At 71.0% G+C, this 17,823-nt stretch carries 17 protein-coding genes; 11 read left to right on the top strand and 6 right to left on the bottom strand.

The genetic code is table 11. The features are described from left to right. Positions 1-210: 210 nt before the first annotated feature. Together WH07_RS01930 and WH07_RS01925 are read right to left on the bottom strand one after the other, a co-directional pair. The gene (locus tag WH07_RS01930) at positions 211-519 is read right to left on the bottom strand and encodes an MTH1187 family thiamine-binding protein (RefSeq protein WP_046494509.1); all 309 of its coding nucleotides are present in this window, start codon (positions 517-519) and stop codon (positions 211-213) included. Then, positions 516-869, bottom strand: coding sequence for a DUF3817 domain-containing protein (locus WH07_RS01925; RefSeq protein ID WP_046494507.1), 354 nt, complete (start codon positions 867-869; stop codon positions 516-518). Before WH07_RS01925 ends, WH07_RS01930 begins: the two co-directional genes overlap by 4 nt. 179 nt (positions 870-1,048) lie before the next feature. Here WH07_RS01925 and WH07_RS01920 point away from each other — a divergent pair, with 179 nt between their 5' ends. The 4 genes from WH07_RS01920 (at position 1,049) to WH07_RS01905 (ending at position 3,713) form a co-directional block, all read left to right on the top strand. Continuing rightward, positions 1,049-1,687: an AIM24 family protein gene (locus tag WH07_RS01920; protein ID WP_079022873.1), complete on the top strand. Its 639-nt coding sequence runs from the start codon at positions 1,049-1,051 to the stop codon at positions 1,685-1,687. Beyond that, positions 1,687-2,337, top strand: a complete 651-nt coding sequence (locus tag WH07_RS01915) for an AIM24 family protein (RefSeq protein ID WP_046494505.1) — start codon at positions 1,687-1,689, stop codon at positions 2,335-2,337. Before WH07_RS01920 ends, WH07_RS01915 begins: the two co-directional genes overlap by 1 nt. Then, positions 2,334-3,125 (top strand): AIM24 family protein, encoded by a 792-nt coding sequence (locus WH07_RS01910; protein ID WP_046494504.1) that lies wholly within the window; start codon positions 2,334-2,336, stop codon positions 3,123-3,125. The genes WH07_RS01915 and WH07_RS01910 overlap by 4 nt, the downstream gene beginning before the upstream one ends. 111 nt (positions 3,126-3,236) lie before the next feature. Further along, the gene (locus tag WH07_RS01905; RefSeq protein WP_046494503.1) at positions 3,237-3,713 is read left to right on the top strand and encodes a MarR family winged helix-turn-helix transcriptional regulator; all 477 of its coding nucleotides are present in this window, start codon (positions 3,237-3,239) and stop codon (positions 3,711-3,713) included. A 206-nt stretch (positions 3,714-3,919) separates the two neighbouring features. Here WH07_RS01905 and WH07_RS01900 read toward each other — a convergent pair whose 3' ends face one another. Together WH07_RS01900 and WH07_RS01895 are read right to left on the bottom strand one after the other, a co-directional pair. Beyond that, on the bottom strand, positions 3,920-5,464 hold the full coding sequence (locus WH07_RS01900) for a sensor histidine kinase (protein WP_046494502.1): 1,545 nt from the start codon (positions 5,462-5,464) through the stop codon (positions 3,920-3,922). Then, positions 5,461-6,123, bottom strand: coding sequence for a response regulator transcription factor (locus tag WH07_RS01895; RefSeq protein WP_046494501.1), 663 nt, complete (start codon positions 6,121-6,123; stop codon positions 5,461-5,463). The genes WH07_RS01900 and WH07_RS01895 overlap by 4 nt, the downstream gene beginning before the upstream one ends. A gap of 114 nt (positions 6,124-6,237) precedes the next feature. On the opposite strand from WH07_RS01895, the gene WH07_RS01890 reads away from it, so the two are divergent. Further along, positions 6,238-6,729, top strand: coding sequence for a PepSY domain-containing protein (locus tag WH07_RS01890; protein ID WP_052744186.1), 492 nt, complete (start codon positions 6,238-6,240; stop codon positions 6,727-6,729). Positions 6,730-6,837: 108 nt separating this feature from the next. Here WH07_RS01890 and meaB read toward each other — a convergent pair whose 3' ends face one another. Both meaB and WH07_RS01880 read right to left on the bottom strand, forming a co-directional pair. Next, positions 6,838-7,797 (bottom strand): methylmalonyl Co-A mutase-associated GTPase MeaB, encoded by a 960-nt coding sequence (gene meaB / locus WH07_RS01885; protein ID WP_046494500.1) that lies wholly within the window; start codon positions 7,795-7,797, stop codon positions 6,838-6,840. 82 nt (positions 7,798-7,879) lie between these two features. Then, complete coding sequence (locus WH07_RS01880; RefSeq protein ID WP_046494499.1) at positions 7,880-9,079, bottom strand: acetyl-CoA C-acetyltransferase; 1,200 nt, start codon at positions 9,077-9,079, stop codon at positions 7,880-7,882. A gap of 144 nt (positions 9,080-9,223) precedes the next feature. Between WH07_RS01880 and mce the strand changes: the two genes are divergently transcribed. The 6 genes from mce to WH07_RS01850 all read left to right on the top strand — a co-directional run. After that, entirely contained in the window at positions 9,224-9,652 is a 429-nt protein-coding gene (gene mce / locus WH07_RS01875; protein WP_046494498.1) for a methylmalonyl-CoA epimerase, read from the top strand. A gap of 159 nt (positions 9,653-9,811) precedes the next feature. Continuing rightward, entirely contained in the window at positions 9,812-13,531 is a 3,720-nt protein-coding gene (gene scy, locus WH07_RS01870; RefSeq protein WP_046494497.1) for a polarized growth protein Scy, read from the top strand. Positions 13,532-13,645: 114 nt separating this feature from the next. Then, positions 13,646-14,584, top strand: a complete 939-nt coding sequence (locus tag WH07_RS01865) for a coiled-coil domain-containing protein (protein WP_046494496.1) — start codon at positions 13,646-13,648, stop codon at positions 14,582-14,584. Positions 14,585-14,699: 115 nt separating this feature from the next. After that, positions 14,700-15,773 (top strand): ABC transporter ATP-binding protein, encoded by a 1,074-nt coding sequence (locus tag WH07_RS01860; protein WP_046494495.1) that lies wholly within the window; start codon positions 14,700-14,702, stop codon positions 15,771-15,773. A 2-nt stretch (positions 15,774-15,775) separates the two neighbouring features. After that, the gene (locus WH07_RS01855; RefSeq protein ID WP_046494494.1) at positions 15,776-16,555 is read left to right on the top strand and encodes an ABC transporter permease subunit; all 780 of its coding nucleotides are present in this window, start codon (positions 15,776-15,778) and stop codon (positions 16,553-16,555) included. 189 nt (positions 16,556-16,744) lie between these two features. Beyond that, the coding region (locus WH07_RS01850) for an ABC transporter ATP-binding protein (RefSeq protein WP_046494493.1) at positions 16,745-17,823 on the top strand (1,079 nt) is incomplete at its 3' end.

Genomic DNA, 17,823 nt, shown 5'->3' with positions numbered 1-17,823 from the left:
GACACAGACTCGGAAGCGCCCATGCCCGGACGCGGGTCCGGACGGCGCCGGCCCGGGCGGCCCGGGCCAGGACAGCTCGGGCCCGGACAGCTCGGGCCAGGACAGCTCGGGCTTACGGAGGCCCGGCAGGGCGTACGGGATCCGGCCCAGGCCCGGGACGGCGTACGGAACCTCAGGCGGGCCCGGAAAGCCTCGCCCGGCGCCAACGGGTCAGGACGTCTCGCCCGGCGCCGACAGATGCCGCTCCACCGTCTCGACCTTCGACGTGAGCCCGTCCGTGACCCCCGGCCGGATGTCCGCCTTGAGCACCAGCGAGACCCGCGGCGCCCGCGCCTCGACCGCCGCGACGGCCCGCCTGACCACGTCCATCACCTCGTCCCACTCGCCCTCGACCGAGGTGAACATGGCGTCGGTACGGTTCGGCAGCCCGGACTCGCGGACCACCCGGACGGCGTCGGCGACGTACTCGCCGACGTCCTCCCCCACACCCAGCGGGGAGACGGAAAAGGCGACGATCATGCGTTCACCGTACCTTCGCGGTCCTCGCGGCGGGCGCGGGAGGCGATGACCTCGTCCTCGGCCGCGCGCTTGAGCTTGCGCTCGGCGAAGAAGCCGCCGGTCGGCAGGACGGAGAGGACGAAGTAGAGGGCCGCCGTCCCGAAGGACCACTTGGTGCGGTTCCAGGCGTCCAGCCAGAAGATCACGTACAGGATGAAGAGCAGGCCGTGGATCGCGCCCATCACGGGCACGGCGTTGAAGTCCGTCGTGCGCTTGAGCACCGAGCAGACGAGCAGCAGCAGGAAGGACACGGCCTCGGGGGCGGAGACCAGGCGGAGTCGGTGGAGGGAGGAGGCGGTCTTGATGTCCACGAGGCAGGCACCTTCGGGGTCAGGGGGCGTCGGGGGGAGGCAGGGCCGCGCGATCTTGTGAACGCGCGCACAAGCGGGACCATTGTGGCAGCCCGGTTTTGCCCGACCGTTACGAGGGTGGGACGCGGCCGGGACGGAAAGCCCTGTTCGTACCCTCCTCGGCCCATTACCTTCGATCCGTGGCTCAGTTCCGACTGCAAGGCAGCAAGGTGCTCGCCGTGGACATGTCCGGCGACGCCGTCAAAGCGAAGAACGGCTCGATGGTCGCGTACGACGGCCAGATGACGTTCAAGAAGATGTCCGGCGGCGGTGAGGGCCTGCGCGGGATGGTGACGCGCCGCCTCACCGGTGAACAGATGACCGTCATGGAGGTGAGGGGCCAGGGCACCTGCTATTTCGCCGACCGGGCGAGCGAGATAAACCTCGTGTCGCTGCACGGCGACAAGCTCTATGTCGAGGCGAGCAATCTGCTCTGCACGGACGCCGGGCTGCGGACCGGTACGACCTTCACCGGGCTGCGCGGCGGCGCAACCGGCAACGGTCTGTTCACCACGACCGTCGAGGGCATGGGGCAGGCGGCGATCATGTCCGACGGTCCCGCGGTGGTCCTGCGTGTGACCCCGCAGTACCCGCTCTCGGTCGACCCCGGCGCGTACATCGCCCACCAGGGCAGTCTCCAGCAGCACTTCCAGGCGGGGGTGACCTTCCGCACCCTCATGGGCGAGGGCGGCGGCGAGGCCTTCCAGATCCGCTTCGAGGGCGACGGGCTCGTGTACGTACAGCCCAGCGAGCGCAATACGGTCGGGGGCGATGTGTGATGCCGTTCCGCGAGATCAACTCGAAGATGGTCGAGGCGACGGTGATGCCCGGCCAGAAGATGTTCAGCCAGCGGGGCGCGATGCTCGCGTACCGGGGCGAGGTCAGCTTCACCCCGAACATGCAGGGCGGCCAGGGCGGGCTGATGTCGATGATCGGCCGGCGGGTGGCCAACGAGGCGACGCCGCTGATGACCGTGGAGGGCAGCGGTACGGTGCTGTTCGGCCATGGCGGCCATCACATCCAGGTCATCAATCTCGCCGGGGACACCCTTTACGTCGAGGCCGACCGGCTGCTCGCCTTCGACGGGACGCTCCAGCAGGGCACGATGTTCATGGGCTCGCAGGGCGGGGTCATGGGCATGGTGCGCGGCCAGGTGACCGGCCAGGGCCTGTTCACCACCACGCTCAAGGGGCACGGCGCGGTCGCGGTGATGGCGCACGGCGGGGTGATCGAGGTGCCGATCAGCCCCGGCAGGGATGTCCATGTGGACCCCCAGGCGTATGTCGCGCACCATGGCGAGGTACGGAACAAGCTCTCCACGGCGCTCGGCTGGCGCGACATGGTGGGGCGCGGCTCGGGCGAGGCGTTCCAGCTCGAACTGAGCGGCAGCGGTGCGGTGTACGTCCAGGCGTCGGAGGAGAAGCTGTGAGCGCGCCCGTGATCCATGACCCGATGACGCTGCCCAGCGACGACAACGTCAACTCGTACACCTTCTGCGTGGAGTTGAAGGGGAGCCAGTGGTTCCTCCAGAAGGGGAAGATGATCGCCTACTACGGGCGGATCGACTTCAACGGGATCGGGCACGGCCGCTTCGACCGGCTGCTGCGTACGAGCTTCCACTCGCCGCTGCACGCGAGCGACTGGGTGGTGGCGGAGGGCAGCGGCAAGATGCTGCTCGCCGACCGGGCCTTCGACGTCAATTCGTACGACCTGGAGGACGGCAATCTGACGATCCGCTCCGGGAACCTGCTGGCGTACCAGCCGTCGCTGGCGCTGAAGCAGTCGATCGTGCCGGGCTTTCTGACGCTGATCGGTACGGGGAAGTTCGTGGCGGCCTCGAACGGTCCGGTCGTCTTCATGGAACCCCCTATCCGGGTGGATCCGCAGGCGCTGGTGGGCTGGGCGGACTGCCCCTCGCCGTGCCACCACTACGACCACGGCTATATGACCGGGGTGATGGGCGGGCTGCGCTCGCTGACGGGGATCGGGGGCACCTCGGGCGAGGAGCACCAGTTCGAGTTCGTCGGAGCGGGTACGGTGCTGCTCCAGTCGACCGAGACGCTGATGGCGGAGCAGGCGACGGGCGCGGTGCCGCACGAGCCGGGCGTGCCGGGCGGCGGCGCTCCCGCACCGGGCCACGGTCACCCGGGCCAGCAGGGGGCGGCGCCCAGGCTGCCCGGGCAGCTCGGGGATCTCCAGCGTCGCTTCGGACTGTGATCGCCCCGGAATGTGACCGATAGGCTGCGGAGGGTGGCGTCGTACGCGGATGCGCGGCGTCACCCCGCGCAAGTTTTATACGGAATTCAACTTCTTAGGTATAATCCATACATGGAGACCGAGACCGCCACCCGCTGGCTGACCGACGGGGAACAGTGCGCCTGGCGCACCCACCTCGATGTGAACAAGCTGCTGACGCACCAGTTGGAGAAGGACCTGCAGCCGTTCGGACTGACCATGAACGACTACGAGATCCTGGTGAATCTCTCGGAGTCGGCGGAGCGGCGCATGCGGATGAGTGACCTCGCGGCCACCACGCTCCAGTCCAAGAGCCGGCTCTCGCACCAGATCACCAGGATGGAAGCGGCGGAACTGGTCCGCAGGGAACACTGCGAGTCGGACCGGCGCGGTCTGTACGCCGTGCTGACGGACCACGGCATGGACACGATGCGCAAGGTGGCACCGCACCATGTGGCGTCGGTACGCAAGCACTTCATCGACCTGCTGTCGCCGGAAGCGCTCACGCAGTTGCGGGAGTCACTGACGCCGGTGGCGGAACACCTACGGGGCCGACGCGGGAGGGTGTGATTTTTTAGGGGCTCGGTTCGCCTCCGGGCGCCTCAAGCCCCTGTCGACGGTCGACCGTGCTCGGTCCGCTCGTACCTCGGGGCCTGCGCCCGCGCGGCGGAGCCGCATATCGAGCACAGCCTCCCTTTCGACAGCGGCCGGCGCCCTTCGGTTCACTCGCCGGGCGGCCGTGCGGGGCCGGGGCCGTGCGCGACCATGGGGCCCGGTCAGGCAGGGGGCAGGCGGAGTTCGAAGCGGGCTCCGCCTGAGGGGGCTCGGGTGGCTGTGAGTGTGCCGCCGTGGCGTTCGGCGACATCGCGGGCGATGGCGAGGCCCAGTCCGGCACCGCCGTCGTCACGGCCCCGGGCCTCGTCGAGCCGTACGAACCGTTCGAAGATCCGCTCGCGCTCCGCCTCCGGCACCCCGGCACCGTCGTCGGTGACCGCGAGCACCACCTGTCCGTCCGCCGCCCGGTGCACGGACACCCGCACCGAACCGCGCGCGTGGCGCTGGGCGTTGTCGAGCAGATTGCCGAGCACCCGCGCCAACTGGCCGCGCGATCCGGCGACTTCGATCCCCTGTCCCAGGTCGAGTGCGACCGGGATGACGTCCAGGGTCCGCTGCGAGACCTCCTCGCGGACCAGCGCGTCCAGATCGAGCCGGTTCTGCCCCGGCCGCTCCCCCGCGTCCAGCCGGGCGAGCAGCAGCAGATCGGCGGCGAGCCGCTGGAGCCGTACGGTGTCCGCGACCGCGCCCGGCACATCCAGCAGTTCCGGGTGCGCGTCGCCCACTTCGAGCTGGGTACGGAGCGAGGCGATGGGGCTGCGCAGTTCGTGCGAGGCGTCCGCGACAAAGCGGCGCTGCCGGTCGACGGCCGCCTCCAGCGCGGTGAGCGTCTCATTGGTCGTACGGGCGAGCCGGGCCACCTCGTCATGGGCGGCGGGTTCCGGCACCCGCCTGGACAGGTCCTCGGACGCGGTGATGGCCGCCATCTCGCGCCGGATGCCCTCCACGGGCCCGAGCGCCCGCCGGGTCACCAGCCAGGTCACTCCCGCGACGACCAGCAGCAGCACGGGCAGTCCCAGCAGCATCGCCACGGCGGTCGTGCCGACCGCGGTGTCGCGGGCGGCCAGTGAGGCGCCGGCGTGGACGACGACGGTCGCGCCGGAGCCGTCGGTCACGGCGATGGTGGCGAAGCGGTAGTCGCCGGCCGTGCCGTCGACGGTGGCGCTGCCCGAGGTGTGCTCGGTGATGTCGCCGATCTCGCCGACGGCGGGCTGGGCGCGGCCCCCGTGGTCGTCGCCGGTCCCGCCGTCGTCGTCCCCGTCGTCGTTCCCGCTGTCGTCGTTCCCGCTGTCGTCGTCGCCACGGTCGTCGTCGCCACGGTCGCCCTCGACCGGCTGGCCCGACGGCGGGGCGGAGGGCGCCGGTACGACCGTGGCGGCGGGCACTCCCGTACCGCTGATCCGCTCCAGGTCCTCGCTCATCGCCAGCAGCCGGCCGTCCTGAGCGGCGACCTGCACCGGATGGTCCGCTGCCTCGGGGAGTTCGAGATCCCGGTACGAGGTCCGGCCGGGGACCCGGGAGGCGATGTCCAGGGCGACATCGCGCGCCGCGGAATCGGCCTCGCGGTCGGCCTGGTCGGTGAGGTTCGCGCGGAGCGAGAGAAGGACCGCGATCCCGGCGGCCACGAGCGCCACCGCCACGACGGCCGTCGCCCCCAGAGAGGTCTTGGCCCGTACGGAGCCGAAGAGGCGTCTTCCTGCGGTCATGACGGCACCAGCCGGTAGCCGGCGCCGCGCACCGTCTGGATGGCGGTCGCGCCGATCTTGCGCCGCAGGGCGCTGATGTAGACCTCGATGATGTTGGGGTCGCCGTCGTAGGCGAAGTCCCAGACATGCTCCAGGATCTGCGGCTTGCCGACCACCTCGCCCGACCGGACGGCGAGTTGTTCCAGCACGGCGAACTCCTTTGCGGTCAGGGCCACTTCGGTGCCGTCCCGGAAGACCCGGCGGGCCGCGGTGTCGATGCTCAGCCCGCCCACCCGCAGGACGGGCGAGGCACCGGCCGAACCGCGGCGGCGCAGCAGCGCCTTGACCCGGGCGACCAGCACGACGTACGAGAACGGCTTGGTCAGATAGTCGTCGGCGCCCGTGTCGAGCCCCTCCGCCTCGTCGTACTCGCCGTCCTTCGCGGTCAGCATCAGGATCGGTACGTCATTGCCGGCGGCGCGCAGGGCCGCGCAGACCCGGTAGCCGTTCATGCCGGGCAGCATGATGTCGAGCACGACCAGGTCGTAGACGCCCTCCCCGGCCCGGTGCAGCCCTTCGAGGCCGTCGTGGACGACATCCACGGCGAAGCCCTCGGCCCTCAGCCCCCTGGCGAGCGATACGGCGAGCCGCTTCTCGTCCTCCACGATCAGCAAGCGCATGCCCCCACCTTCCCAAAAGGAACCTGAAGATCTCTTCAGGTCGCTTCAGGCCGGCTTCAGCTCCGGTCGACGACATTGAGGGCGTTGGCAGTCGGACCGACCGGGGAGTACCTCATGAAGCGCAATCTCACCATCGCCGCCATCGCAGCGGCGGTTCTGATCGGCGGCGGAACGTACACGGCTGTCGCCGTGGGCGACGACGACCGCGGCACCACCCGTACCGGGGCGAGCGCGGGAACGGCGACGGCGACGCTGCCGGTCCCGGCGCGGCAGCCCAGTACGTCGAACCCGACGACGGATCCGACGGCGGACCCGACGGCGAGTCTGACGGCTGACCAGGCGGCCGACGCGGCGCTGAAGAAGGTCCCCGGCACGGTGACCTCGGTCGAGCGGGACGACGACAGCGACGACGGCCGCACCGACCACTGGGAGGTCGACGTACGCGGCACGGACGGGCGCGCCCACGAGCTGAACGTCCACCCGCGCACGGGCAAGGTCACGGCGGACCGCGACGACCACCACCACGACGACGACCGTGACCACCGCGGCGACGACCGGCACGGGCACGACGACGATCACGATGACGACCGGGGCGACGACGACTGACGGGCCGTTTCGTCCTCAATCGCCGGACGGGCTCAATCGCGCACCCGGCGCCGGGGGCACCGGTTCCGTCCTCAAACGCCGGACGGGCTGGATTTGCCGGGCCCCCGGTCAGGCCTCCGTCAGGCCCGCCACCAGTTCGTCCGCCGCCGCGTACGGGTCCAGGTCGCCCGCCACCACGCGTTCCGCCAGGGCCGCCAGCCTGCGGTTGCCGTGGAGGTCGGCGATACGGGTGCGGAGGGCCGTGACGGCGATCGTCTCGACCTCGTGGGCCGCGCGGGCGGTGCGGCGGCCGGCGAGGATGCCGTGCTCCTCCATCCACGCCCGGTGCTTCTCCAGCGCCTCGACCACCTCGTCGATGCCCTCGCCGCGCGCCGCGACCGTCCTGACGATCGGCGGCCGCCAGTCGCCCGGCCCCCTGGCCTCGCCGAGGCCGAGCATGTGGTTCAGCTCGCGGACGGTCGCGTCGGCGCCGTCGCGGTCCGCCTTGTTGACCACGTACACATCGCCGATCTCCAGGATCCCGGCCTTCGCCGCCTGGATGCCGTCGCCCATGCCCGGTGCCAGCAGCACCACCGAGGTGTCAGCCTGGGAGGCGATCTCGACCTCCGACTGGCCGACCCCGACCGTCTCCACCACGATCACGTCGCAGCCCGCCGCGTCCAGGACCCGGATCGCCTGCGGAGCCGCCCAGGCCAGACCGCCGAGATGGCCGCGGGTGGCCATGGAGCGGATGTAGACACCCGGGTCCGAGGCGTGCTCGGACATCCGGACCCGGTCACCGAGCAGCGCGCCGCCGGAGAAGGGGGACGAGGGGTCGACGGCGAGCACCGCGACCCGCTTGCCGGCCCGGCGGTACGCGCTGACCAGCGCCGAGGTGGATGTCGACTTGCCGACACCCGGCGATCCGGTGATCCCGACGACATACGCCCGGCCCGCGAGCGGCGCCAGTGCCGCCATCACCTCGCGGAGCTGCGGGGACGCCCCCTCGACCAGTGAGATCAGCCGGGCCACGGCCCGCGGGCGGCCCTCCCGCGCCTGAGCCACCAGTTGGGGGACGTCCTGCGTCACGGTTCCAGCTCCGTTCCTCGGCGGTGCGGACGGCGGTGCGAATGGCGGTGCGAATGAACGTACGTACGAGATGTACGGAGGGCTACCGCGCCACCCGCAGGATCAGCGCGTCGCCCTGCCCGCCCCCGCCGCACAGCGCCGCCGCGCCGACACCGCCGCCGCGCCGCTTCAGCTCCAGCGCGAGATGCAGTACGAGCCGCGCGCCGGACATCCCGATCGGGTGACCGAGAGCGATCGCGCCGCCGTTCACGTTCACCTTTTCCGGGGACACTCCGAGATCCTTCATCGACTGCACCGCGACCGCCGCGAAGGCCTCGTTGATCTCGATGAGATCGAGGTCCGCGACGCCGATGCCCTCCTTCTTCAGGGCGTGCTGGATGGCGTTGGACGGCTGGGACTGGAGCGAGTTGTCCGGGCCCGCCACATTGCCGTGCGCGCCGATCTCCGCGATCCACTCCAGGCCCAGTTCCTCGGCCCTGGCCTTGCTCATCACCACGACCGCCGCAGCGCCGTCCGAGATCTGCGAGGACGTGCCCGCCGTGATCGTGCCGTCCTTGTCGAACGCCGGACGCAGCCGGGCGAGGGACTCCACCGTGGTCTCCGGGCGGATGCCCTCGTCCTGGGCGAACAGCACCGGGTCGCCCTTGCGCTGCGGGATCTCCACGGGGACGATCTCGGCCTCGAAGATCCCGTTCTTCTGCGCGGCGGCGGCCCGCTGGTGGGACAGCGCGCCGAATTCGTCCTGCTCGGGACGGGCGATACCGAGCCGGGTGTTGTGCTTCTCCGTCGAGGCGCCCATGGCGATCTCCTCGAACGAGTCGGTCAGCCCGTCGTACGCCATCGAGTCGAGCAGCTCGACCGCGCCGTACTTGTAGCCCTCGCGCGACTTGGGGAGCAGGTGCGGGGCGTTGGTCATGGACTCCTGGCCGCCCGCGACCACCACGTCGAACTCGCCCGCGCGGATGAGCTGGTCGGCGAGCGCGATCGCGTCGAGCCCGGAGAGACAGACCTTGTTGACGGTGAGCGCGGGCACGTTCATCGGGATACCGCCCTTGACCGCGGCCTGGCGCGCCGGGATCTGCCCCGCCCCGGCCTGGAGCACCTGGCCCATGATCACGTACTGCACCTGGTCGCCGCGGATCCCCGCACGGTCCAGCGCGGCCTTGATCGCGAAGCCCCCCAGCTCCGCGCCGGAGAAGGACTTCAGCGAGCCGAGCAGCCGTCCCATGGGGGTACGGGCACCCGCGACGATCACGGAGGTGGTGGTGTTCGAGTCCGACATGAGACCTGATCCCCTTTGCGTGGAGCGTGAGGAGTGAACGAGGGTTTACTCCAATGTACTGAGCGGTACGCGCCGGGGTCACCCGGCCGTGCGTGTGATCGCGCGCACGTTGCGTAACCGGCGGCGAGACGCTGCACTGTCCCCATGCTGACGCGAATCGACCACATCGGAATCGCCTGTTTCGATCTCGACGCCACCGTCGAGTTCTACCGGGCCACCTACGGATTCGAGGTCTTCCACACCGAGGTCAACGAGGAGCAGGGCGTCCGCGAGGCCATGCTCAAGATCAACGAGACGTCCGACGGCGGGGCTTCGTACCTCCAGCTCCTCGAACCCGTACGGGAGGACTCCCCCGTCGGCAAGTGGCTCGCGAAGAACGGCGAGGGCGTCCACCACATCGCCTTCGGGACCGCCGATGTCGACGGGGACGCCCAGGCGGTCCGTGACAAGGGCGTACGGGTCCTCTACGACGAGCCGCGCAGGGGTTCCATGGGCTCGCGCATCACTTTCCTGCACCCGAAGGACTGTCACGGAGTCCTCACAGAACTCGTCACCTCCGCCCCGGAGCACTGACCTTAAGGATTCCCGGCCCGGTAGAGTGGGGCGCTCCGGGCCGGGGCCGGGCCGGGGCCGCGCCCCTGCCGTTGATCTGACACCATTCCCCGGGGGGCCGTTCGCCGCGAACGGTGCTCGATTGGGCAGTTGCGACCAGGGGACGGATGGGACCGCGCAGTGCGGGGCTACGAACGCCAGGAGAGCCACCGAGCTGACGACGACCACCTCTCGCGGTTCGAAGCCGAGATGGACCGGCTGAAGACCGCGCGGGAGAAGGCCGTCCAGCACGCCGAGGACCTCGGTTACCAGGTCGAGGTATTGCGCGCCAAGCTCCACGAGGCACGCCGCGCCCTGGCCACCCGTCCGTCGTCCTACGACAACGGCGACCTCGGCTACCAGGCCGAGCAGATGCTCCGTAACGCCCAGATCCAGGCCGAGCAGATGCGCGCGGACGCGGAGCGCGAACTGCGCGAGGCCCGGGCACAGACGCAGCGGATCCTCCAGGAGCACGCCGAGCACCAGGCCAGACTCCAGGCGGAGCTGCACGCGGAGGCCGTCCAGCGGCGGCAGCGGCTCGACCAGGAGCTGGCGGAGCGCCGCCAGACCGTCGAGTCGCACGTCAACGAGAACGTCGCGTGGGCCGAGCAGCTCCGCGCCCGTACGGAGTCCCAGGCCCGGCGGCTGATGGACGAGTCGCGCGCCGAGGCCGAACAGTCCCTGGCCGCCGCCCGCGCGGAGGCCGCCCGGGTCACCGAGGAGGCCCGCCGCCGGCTCAGCGAGGCGTCCGAAGCGTCCAGGTCGGAAGCTGAAGCGATACTGCTCCGGGCCCGCCGGGACGCGGAACGGCTGCTGAACGCGGCGTCCGCACAGGCGCAGGAGGCCGCCGGCCACGCCGAGCAGTTGCGTGCGTCCACGACCGCCGAGGCCGACCAGGTCCGCCAGCAGGCCGCCGAGCTGAGCCGGGCCGCCGAGCAGCGGATGCAGGAGGCGCAGGAGCGGCTGCGGGAGGCCCGCGCGGAGGCCGAGAAGGTCGTCGCGGAGGCCAAGGAGTCCGCGGTCAAGCGGCTGGCCGGGGTCGAGTCGCAGAACGAGCAGCGCACCCGTACGGCCAAGTCGGAGATCGCCCGGCTGGTCGGCGAGGCCACCAAGGACGCGGAGGCCACGAAGGCGGAGGCCGAGCAGGCGCTCGCGGACGCCCGCGCCGAGGCCGAGAAGCTGGTCGCGGAGGCCGCCGAGAAGGCCCGTACCGTCGCCGCCGAGGACACCGCGGCCCAGCTCGCCAAGGCGGCCCGTACCGCCGAAGAGGTGCTGACCAAGGCCTCGGACGACGCCAAGGCCACCACCAGGTCGGCGAGCGAGGAGGCCGAGCGGATCCGCCGGGAGGCCGAGGCCGAGGCGGACCGGCTGCGCAACGAGGCGGCCGAGCAGGCCGATCAGCTCAAGGGCGCGGCCAAGGACGACACCAAGGAGTACCGCGCCAAGACCGTCGAGCTCCAGGAGGAGGCGCGCAGGCTGCGCGGCGAGGCCGAGCAGCTCCGGTCCGAGGCGGTCGCCGAGGGCGAGCGGATCCGCGGCGAGGCCCGCAGGGAGGCCGTCCAGCAGATCGAGGAGGCGGCCAGGTCCGCCGAGGAGCTGCTGACCAAGGCCAAGGCGGACGCGGACGAGCTGCGTTCCGGTGCCACCGCCGAGAGCGAGCGGGTCCGTACGGAGGCCATCGAGCGGGCCACCACGCTGCGCCGGCAGGCCGAGGAGACCCTGGAGCGGACCCGCGCCGAGGCCGACCGGCTGCGCGCCGAGGGCGAGGAGCAGGCCGAGGCCACCAAGGCCGCCGCCGAACAGGCCGCGGCCGAGCTGCGCGAGGAGACCGAGCGCGGGATCGAGGCCCGCAAGGACGAGGCCTCCGACGAGCTGACCCGGCTGCACGCCGAGGCGGAGAAGCGGCTCACCTCGGCCGAGGAGGCGCTCACCGAGGCGCGTGCCGAGTCGGAGCGGATCAGGCGGGAGGCCGCGGAGGAGTCCGAGCGGCTGCGGGCCGAGTCCGCGGAGCGGATCCGTACGCTCCAGGCGCAGGCCGAGCAGGAGGCCGGGCGGCTCCGCAACGAGGCGGCGGCCGACGCCTCGCAGTACCGCGCCGAGGCGGAGGCCGCGGCGGTACGGCTGCGTACGGAAGCGGCCACGGAGGCCGAGCGGCTCAAGACGGAGGCCCAGGAGACCGCCGACCGGGTACGGGCCGAGGCGGCAGCCGCGGCGGAGCGGGTCGGCGCCGAGGCCGCCGAGGCGCTGGCCGCCGCCCAGGAGGAGGCGAGCCGCCGCCGCCGCGAGGCCGAGGAGACGCTGACGGCCGCCCGCGCGGAGGCGGACCAGGAGCGGGAGCGGGCCCGCGAGCAGAGCGAGGAGCTGCTGTCCTCGGCGCGCACCCGGGTCGAGGAGGCGCAGGCCGAGGCGCACCGGCTGGTCTCGGAGGCGGACTACCGCGCCACGGAGCTGGTGGCCGCGGCCGAGCAGACCGCCCAGCAGGTACGGGACTCCGTCGCCGGTCTCCAGGACCAGGCCGAGCAGGAGATCGCCGGGCTGCGCTCCGCCGCCGAGCACGCGGCCGAGCGTACGAAGACGGAGGCGCAGGAGGAGGCCGACCGGGTCCGCGGGGACGCGTACGCGGAGCGGGACCGGGCCTCGGAGGACGCGAGCCGGATCCGGGCCAGGGCCCAGGAGGAGGCCGACGCCGCGAAGGCCCTGGCCGAGCGGACCGTGGGCGACGCGATCGCGGAGGCGGAGCGGATGCGCGCCGACACCGCGGAGTACGCGCAGCGGGTACGGACCGAGGCGTCGGACTCACTGGCGGCGGCGGAGCGGGACGCGGCCCGCGCCCGCGCCGAGGCCCGGGAGGACGCGAACCGGATCCGGGGCGACGCCGCCGGGCAGGCCGACCGGCTCATCGCCGAGGCCACGGGCGAGTCGGAGCGTATGCGCGCGGAGGCCGCCGAGACGGTGGGCGCCGCACAGCAGGCCGCGGAGCGGCTGCGGGCCGAGGCCGACCGGTTCAAGGCGGACACCGAGGCCGCCGCGGAGCGGATCAGGAACGAGGCCCAGGAGGAGACCGACTGGCTCCTCGACGAGGCGCGCAAGGACGCGGCCAAGCGCCGCTCCGACGCTGCCGAGCAGGCCGACCAGCTCATCAACAAGGCGCAGGAGGAGGCGCTGCGCGCCGCCACCGAGGCCGAGAAGCAGGCCGACATGATGGTCGGCGCGGCCCGCAAGGAGGCCGGCCGGATCACCGCGGACGCGACGGTCGAGGGCAACTCCCTGGTGGAGAAGGCCCGTACGGACGCGGACGAGCTGCTCGTCGGCGCGCGGCGGGACGCGACGGCGATCCGCGACCGGGCGGAGGAGCTGCGGGTCCGGGTCGAGAGCGAGATCGAGCAGCTTCACGAGCGGGCCCGCCGGGAGACCTCGGAGCAGCTCAAGACCGTCGGCGAGCGCGTCGACAATCTGATGAAGGCCGCCAACGAGCAGCGGGCCGAGGCCGAGACGAAGGCCAAGGCGCTGGTCGCCGACGCCGGTTCGGAGGCGAGCCGGGTCCGGATCGCCGCGGTGAAAAAGGCCGAGGGCCTGCTCAAGGAGGCCGAGCAGAAGAAGGCCGAACTGATCGCGGAAGGCCAGAAGTTGCGTGCGGAAGCCGACCGGGAGGCCCGGCGTATGGTCGACGACGGCAAGCGCGAACTCGATGTCCTGGTGCGGCGGCGCGAGGACATCCAGGCCGAGATCTCCCGCGTTCAGGATGTACTCGAAGCTTTGGAGTCGTTTGAGGCACCCGCCGGTCCTGCCAAGGACACCCAGGTCAAGGCGGGCGCCGCAGCGGGAACCACCCGGACGAGTGGCAAGTCTTCCGACGGCTAGCCACTCAAAAGGCTGGACATTCTCCAGATCAAACCTGCATCCGCTCGATGACACGCCGCTAAGGCCCCTAGGATTCCCTCTATCACCTCACCGGTCTCATTCGACAGGAACCCCATGAGCGACACTTCCTCCCCATTCGGCTTCGAGCTCGTGCGGCGTGGTTACGACCGCGGTCAGGTGGACGACCGCATTACCAAACTCGTCGCCGACCGTGACAGTGCTCTGGCCCGCATCACCGCGCTGGAGAAGCGCATCGAGGAGCTCCACCTCGAAACGCAGAACGCCCAGGCCCAGGTAACGGACGCGGAGCCCTCGTACGCCGGCCTCGGCGCCCGCGTCGAGAAGATCCTCCGTCTCGCCGAGGAGGAGGCGAAGGACCTGCGCGAGGAGGCCAGGCGCGCGGCGGAGCAGCACCGCGAGCTGGCTGAGTCGGCGGCTCAGCAGGTGCGCAACGACGCCGAGGCGTTCGCGTCGGAGCGCAAGGCCAAGGCCGAGGACGAGGGCGTCCGCATCGTCGAGAAGGCGAAGGGTGACGCGGCGACCCTGCGCTCGGAGGCGCAGAAGGACGCGCAGTCCAAGCGCGAGGAGGCCGACGCGCTCTTCGAGGAGACCCGCGCCAAGGCCGCCCAGGCCGCCGCGGACTTCGAGACGAACCTGGCCAAGCGCCGCGAGCAGTCGGAGCGGGACCTGGCGTCGCGTCAGGCCAAGGCCGAGAAGCGTCTGGCGGAGATCGAGCACCGCGCCGAGCAGCTCCGTCTGGAGGCCGAGAAGCTGCGTACGGACGCGGAGCGCCGGGCCCGGCAGACCGTCGAGACGGCGCAGCGCCAGGCCGAGGACATCGTGGCCGACGCGAACGCCAAGGCCGACCGGATCCGCAGCGAATCGGAGCGCGAGCTGGCGGCGCTCACCAACCGCCGCGACTCGATCAACGCGCAGCTCACCAACGTCCGCGAGATGCTGGCGACGCTGACGGGTGCCGCGGTGGCCGCCGCGAGCAGCCCGGCCGACGACGAGCCGATCTCCCGCGGTGTGCCTGCCCAGCAGACCCGCTGAGCCGTTCGAATCGCGTAACGATCGCATAAGCCCCCTGTCACTTCGGTGGCAGGGGGCTTCGCGCACCCTTAGGTTGTCCGCATGATCGGGGTGTACAGATGATCGAGGTTTGCCGATGATCGAGGTCGAGGGGCTCACCAAGCACTTCGGCCGCAAGGTTGCGGTCGACGGGCTCTCCTTCAAGGTGAGGCCCGGTGTGGTGACGGGATTCCTGGGCCCCAACGGCGCGGGCAAGTCGACCACGATGCGGATGATGCTGGATCTCGACGTGCCGACCAGCGGGTCCGTCAGGATCGACGGCAGGCGGTACCGCGAACTGGCCGAGCCCCTCACCCACATCGGGGCGCTGCTGGAGGCCAAGGCCATGCACGGCGGCCGGAGCGCCTACAACAATCTGCTCTGCCTGGCGCAGAGCAACCGCATTCCCGCGAGCCGCGTGGACGAGGTCCTCGACATGGTCGGGCTGACCGCGGTGGCGCGGAAGAAGTCCAAGAGCTTCTCCCTCGGTATGGGGCAGCGGCTGGGTATCGCCTCCGCCCTGCTCGGCGATCCCGAGATCCTGATGTTCGACGAGCCCGTCAACGGTCTCGACCCCGAGGGCATCCACTGGATCCGTACGCTGATGAAGGCGCTCGCCAACGATGGCAGGACGGTCTTCGTCTCCAGCCATCTCATGAGCGAAATGGCCCTGACCGCCGACCACTTGATCGTGATCGGGCAGGGCAGGCTGCTCGCGGACACGTCGATGGCGGACTTCATCCACAAGAACTCCCGCAGCTACGCCCGGGTGCGCTCGCCGCAGGCGGAGCGGCTGAAGGACGTCCTGCACTCGGCGGGCTTCACTCCGGCCGAGACCGAGGGCGGGGTGCTGGAGGTCGACGGGGCGTCCACGGAGGAGCTGGGCGAGCTGGCCGCGCGCCATCAGCTCGTACTGCATGAGCTGAGCGCACAGCGCGCCTCGCTCGAAGAAGCGTTTATGCAGATGACGGCCGAGTCGGTCGAGTACCACGCCCACGCGGGGCCCGCGCCCGGGAGCGGTCCGGTCGCACCGGCGGCGCCGGCCGCACCGACCGCGCCGTACGGGCAGAACGAGAAAGCGAAAGACGAGCGGGACGAGCCCGACGAGCACGACGGGCGGTACGACCTCGACGGGCAGCGCGGCCACGACCACCAGGGCAAGGAAGTCTGACCATGGCATCGGTACCCGCCGTCCTCCGCTCCGAGTGGACCAAGATCCGTACGGTCTCCTCCACGACATGGACCCTGATCAGCGCCCTGGTCGTGACCGTGGCCCTGGGCGCGGCCCTGTCCGCCCTGCTGAACTCCACCTTCGACGAGCTGCCCGCCCCGCAGCAGGCCACCTTCGACCCGACCTTCACCAGCTTCTCCGGAATGACCCTGGGCCAGCTCGCGATGGTGGTCTTCGGGGTACTGGTGGTCGGCTCCGAGTACAGCTCCGGCATGATCCGTACCTCCCTGGCCGCCGTGCCGCGGCGGGGCACCTTCCTCTTCTCCAAGGTCCTGGTGGCCGGGGCGCTGGCGCTGGTGGTGGGGCTTGTCACCGGCTTCGTGTCGTTCTTCCTCGGGCAGGCGCTGCTCGGCGACCACAGCACCACCATCGGCGCGCCGAATGTGCTGCGCGCGGTGATCGGCAGCGGTCTCTATATGGCGCTGATCGCTCTTTTCTCGATGGGCGTGGCGACGATGCTGCGCAGTTCGATGCTGTCGCTCGGCATTCTGATGCCGTTCTTCTTCCTGGTCTCGCAGATCCTCTCGGCGGTGCCGGTCGCCAAGGAGGTCGCGCATTACTTCCCCGACCGGGCCGGCTCCCGGATCATGCAGGTGCTGCCCGATGCCATGAATTCCGAGGAGGCGCCCTACGGACCGTGGGGCGGGCTCGGGATCATGGTGCTCTGGGTGGCGGCGGCGCTCGTGGGCGGCTTTCTCGTACTGCGGAAGCGGGACGCGTAGTCCGGGAAGCGGGAAGCCCGGGCCGCCCGGCGTGAGAAGGCGGGTCGCGTAGCCAGTTCGTCACCGACTCTCCGCCTGAACGACTTCGCGGGAACCGTCAAGGCATGGATATCCTCCTAAGCCTTACGGGGGTTTTCGACCGCGAAGGTCACTGCCCCGAAGACCTGACCTGATCGATGGGGCTGGAGAATGATCGAGGCAGTCGGCCTGACGAAGCGCTACGGCGCCAAGACGGCCGTGTACAACCTTTCCTTCCAGGTTCGGCCCGGCTCTGTGACCGGGTTCCTTGGCCCCAACGGTTCCGGCAAGTCGACCACCATGCGCATGATCCTCGGACTCGACCAGCCGACCGCCGGCCATGTCACGGTCGGCGGCCACCCCTTCCGCCGGCTCACGAACGCACCCCGCCAGGTGGGCGCGCTGCTCGACGCCAAGGCCGTGCACGGCGGGCGCAGCGCCCGCAACCATCTGCTCTCGCTGGCGCAGCTCTCCGGCATACCGGCGACCAGAGTCGACGAGGTGCTCGGGGTCGTCGGCCTACAGGATGTGGCCAGAAAGCGTTCCAAAGGTTTCTCGCTCGGCATGGGCCAGCGGCTGGGAATCGCGGCGGCACTGCTCGGCGACCCGCAGGTGCTGCTCTTCGACGAGCCGGTCAACGGCCTCGACCCCGAGGGCATCCTCTGGGTCCGCAATCTGATGAAACAGCTCGCCTCCGAGGGCCGTACGGTCTTCGTCTCCTCCCATCTCATGAGCGAGATGGCGCTGACCGCCGACCATCTCATCGTGATCGGGCGCGGCCGGCTTCTCGCCGACATGAGCATCAAGGACTTCATCTCGGCCAACTCCGCGGACTTCGCGCGGGTCCGCACCCCGCAGGGCGAGGCGGCGCAGCGGGAGAAGCTGATGTCCGCGCTCACCGAGGCGGGCGGCCAGGTCCTCTCCGAGCCGGACGGCGCCCTGCGGATCACCGGTCTCGCGCTGCCGAGGATCAGCGATCTGGCGCACGAGGCGGATGTACGGCTCTGGGAGCTGTCCCCGCACCAGGCCTCGCTGGAGGAGGCGTACATGCGGATGACCCAGAGCGCGGTGGACTACCGCTCGACGGCCGACGAGCTGGCGGGCTTCCAGCAGCCGTCCGGCTTCGGACCGGCGTACGGATACGGGCCCGGCCGGCAGGGCCAGGGGTACGGGCAGCCGGTCGTCCCGGAGGTGCCGCAGCAGGGCTGGTACCCCCCGCCGCCGCCCGGCGCCAATCCGTACGCGATTGA

Origin of the sequence: Streptomyces odonnellii (assembly GCF_000981895.1) — a bacterium.
Taxonomy (GTDB): Bacteria; Actinomycetota; Actinomycetes; order Streptomycetales; family Streptomycetaceae; genus Streptomyces; species Streptomyces odonnellii.
This window is presented reverse-complemented; position numbering and strand designations above follow the sequence as displayed.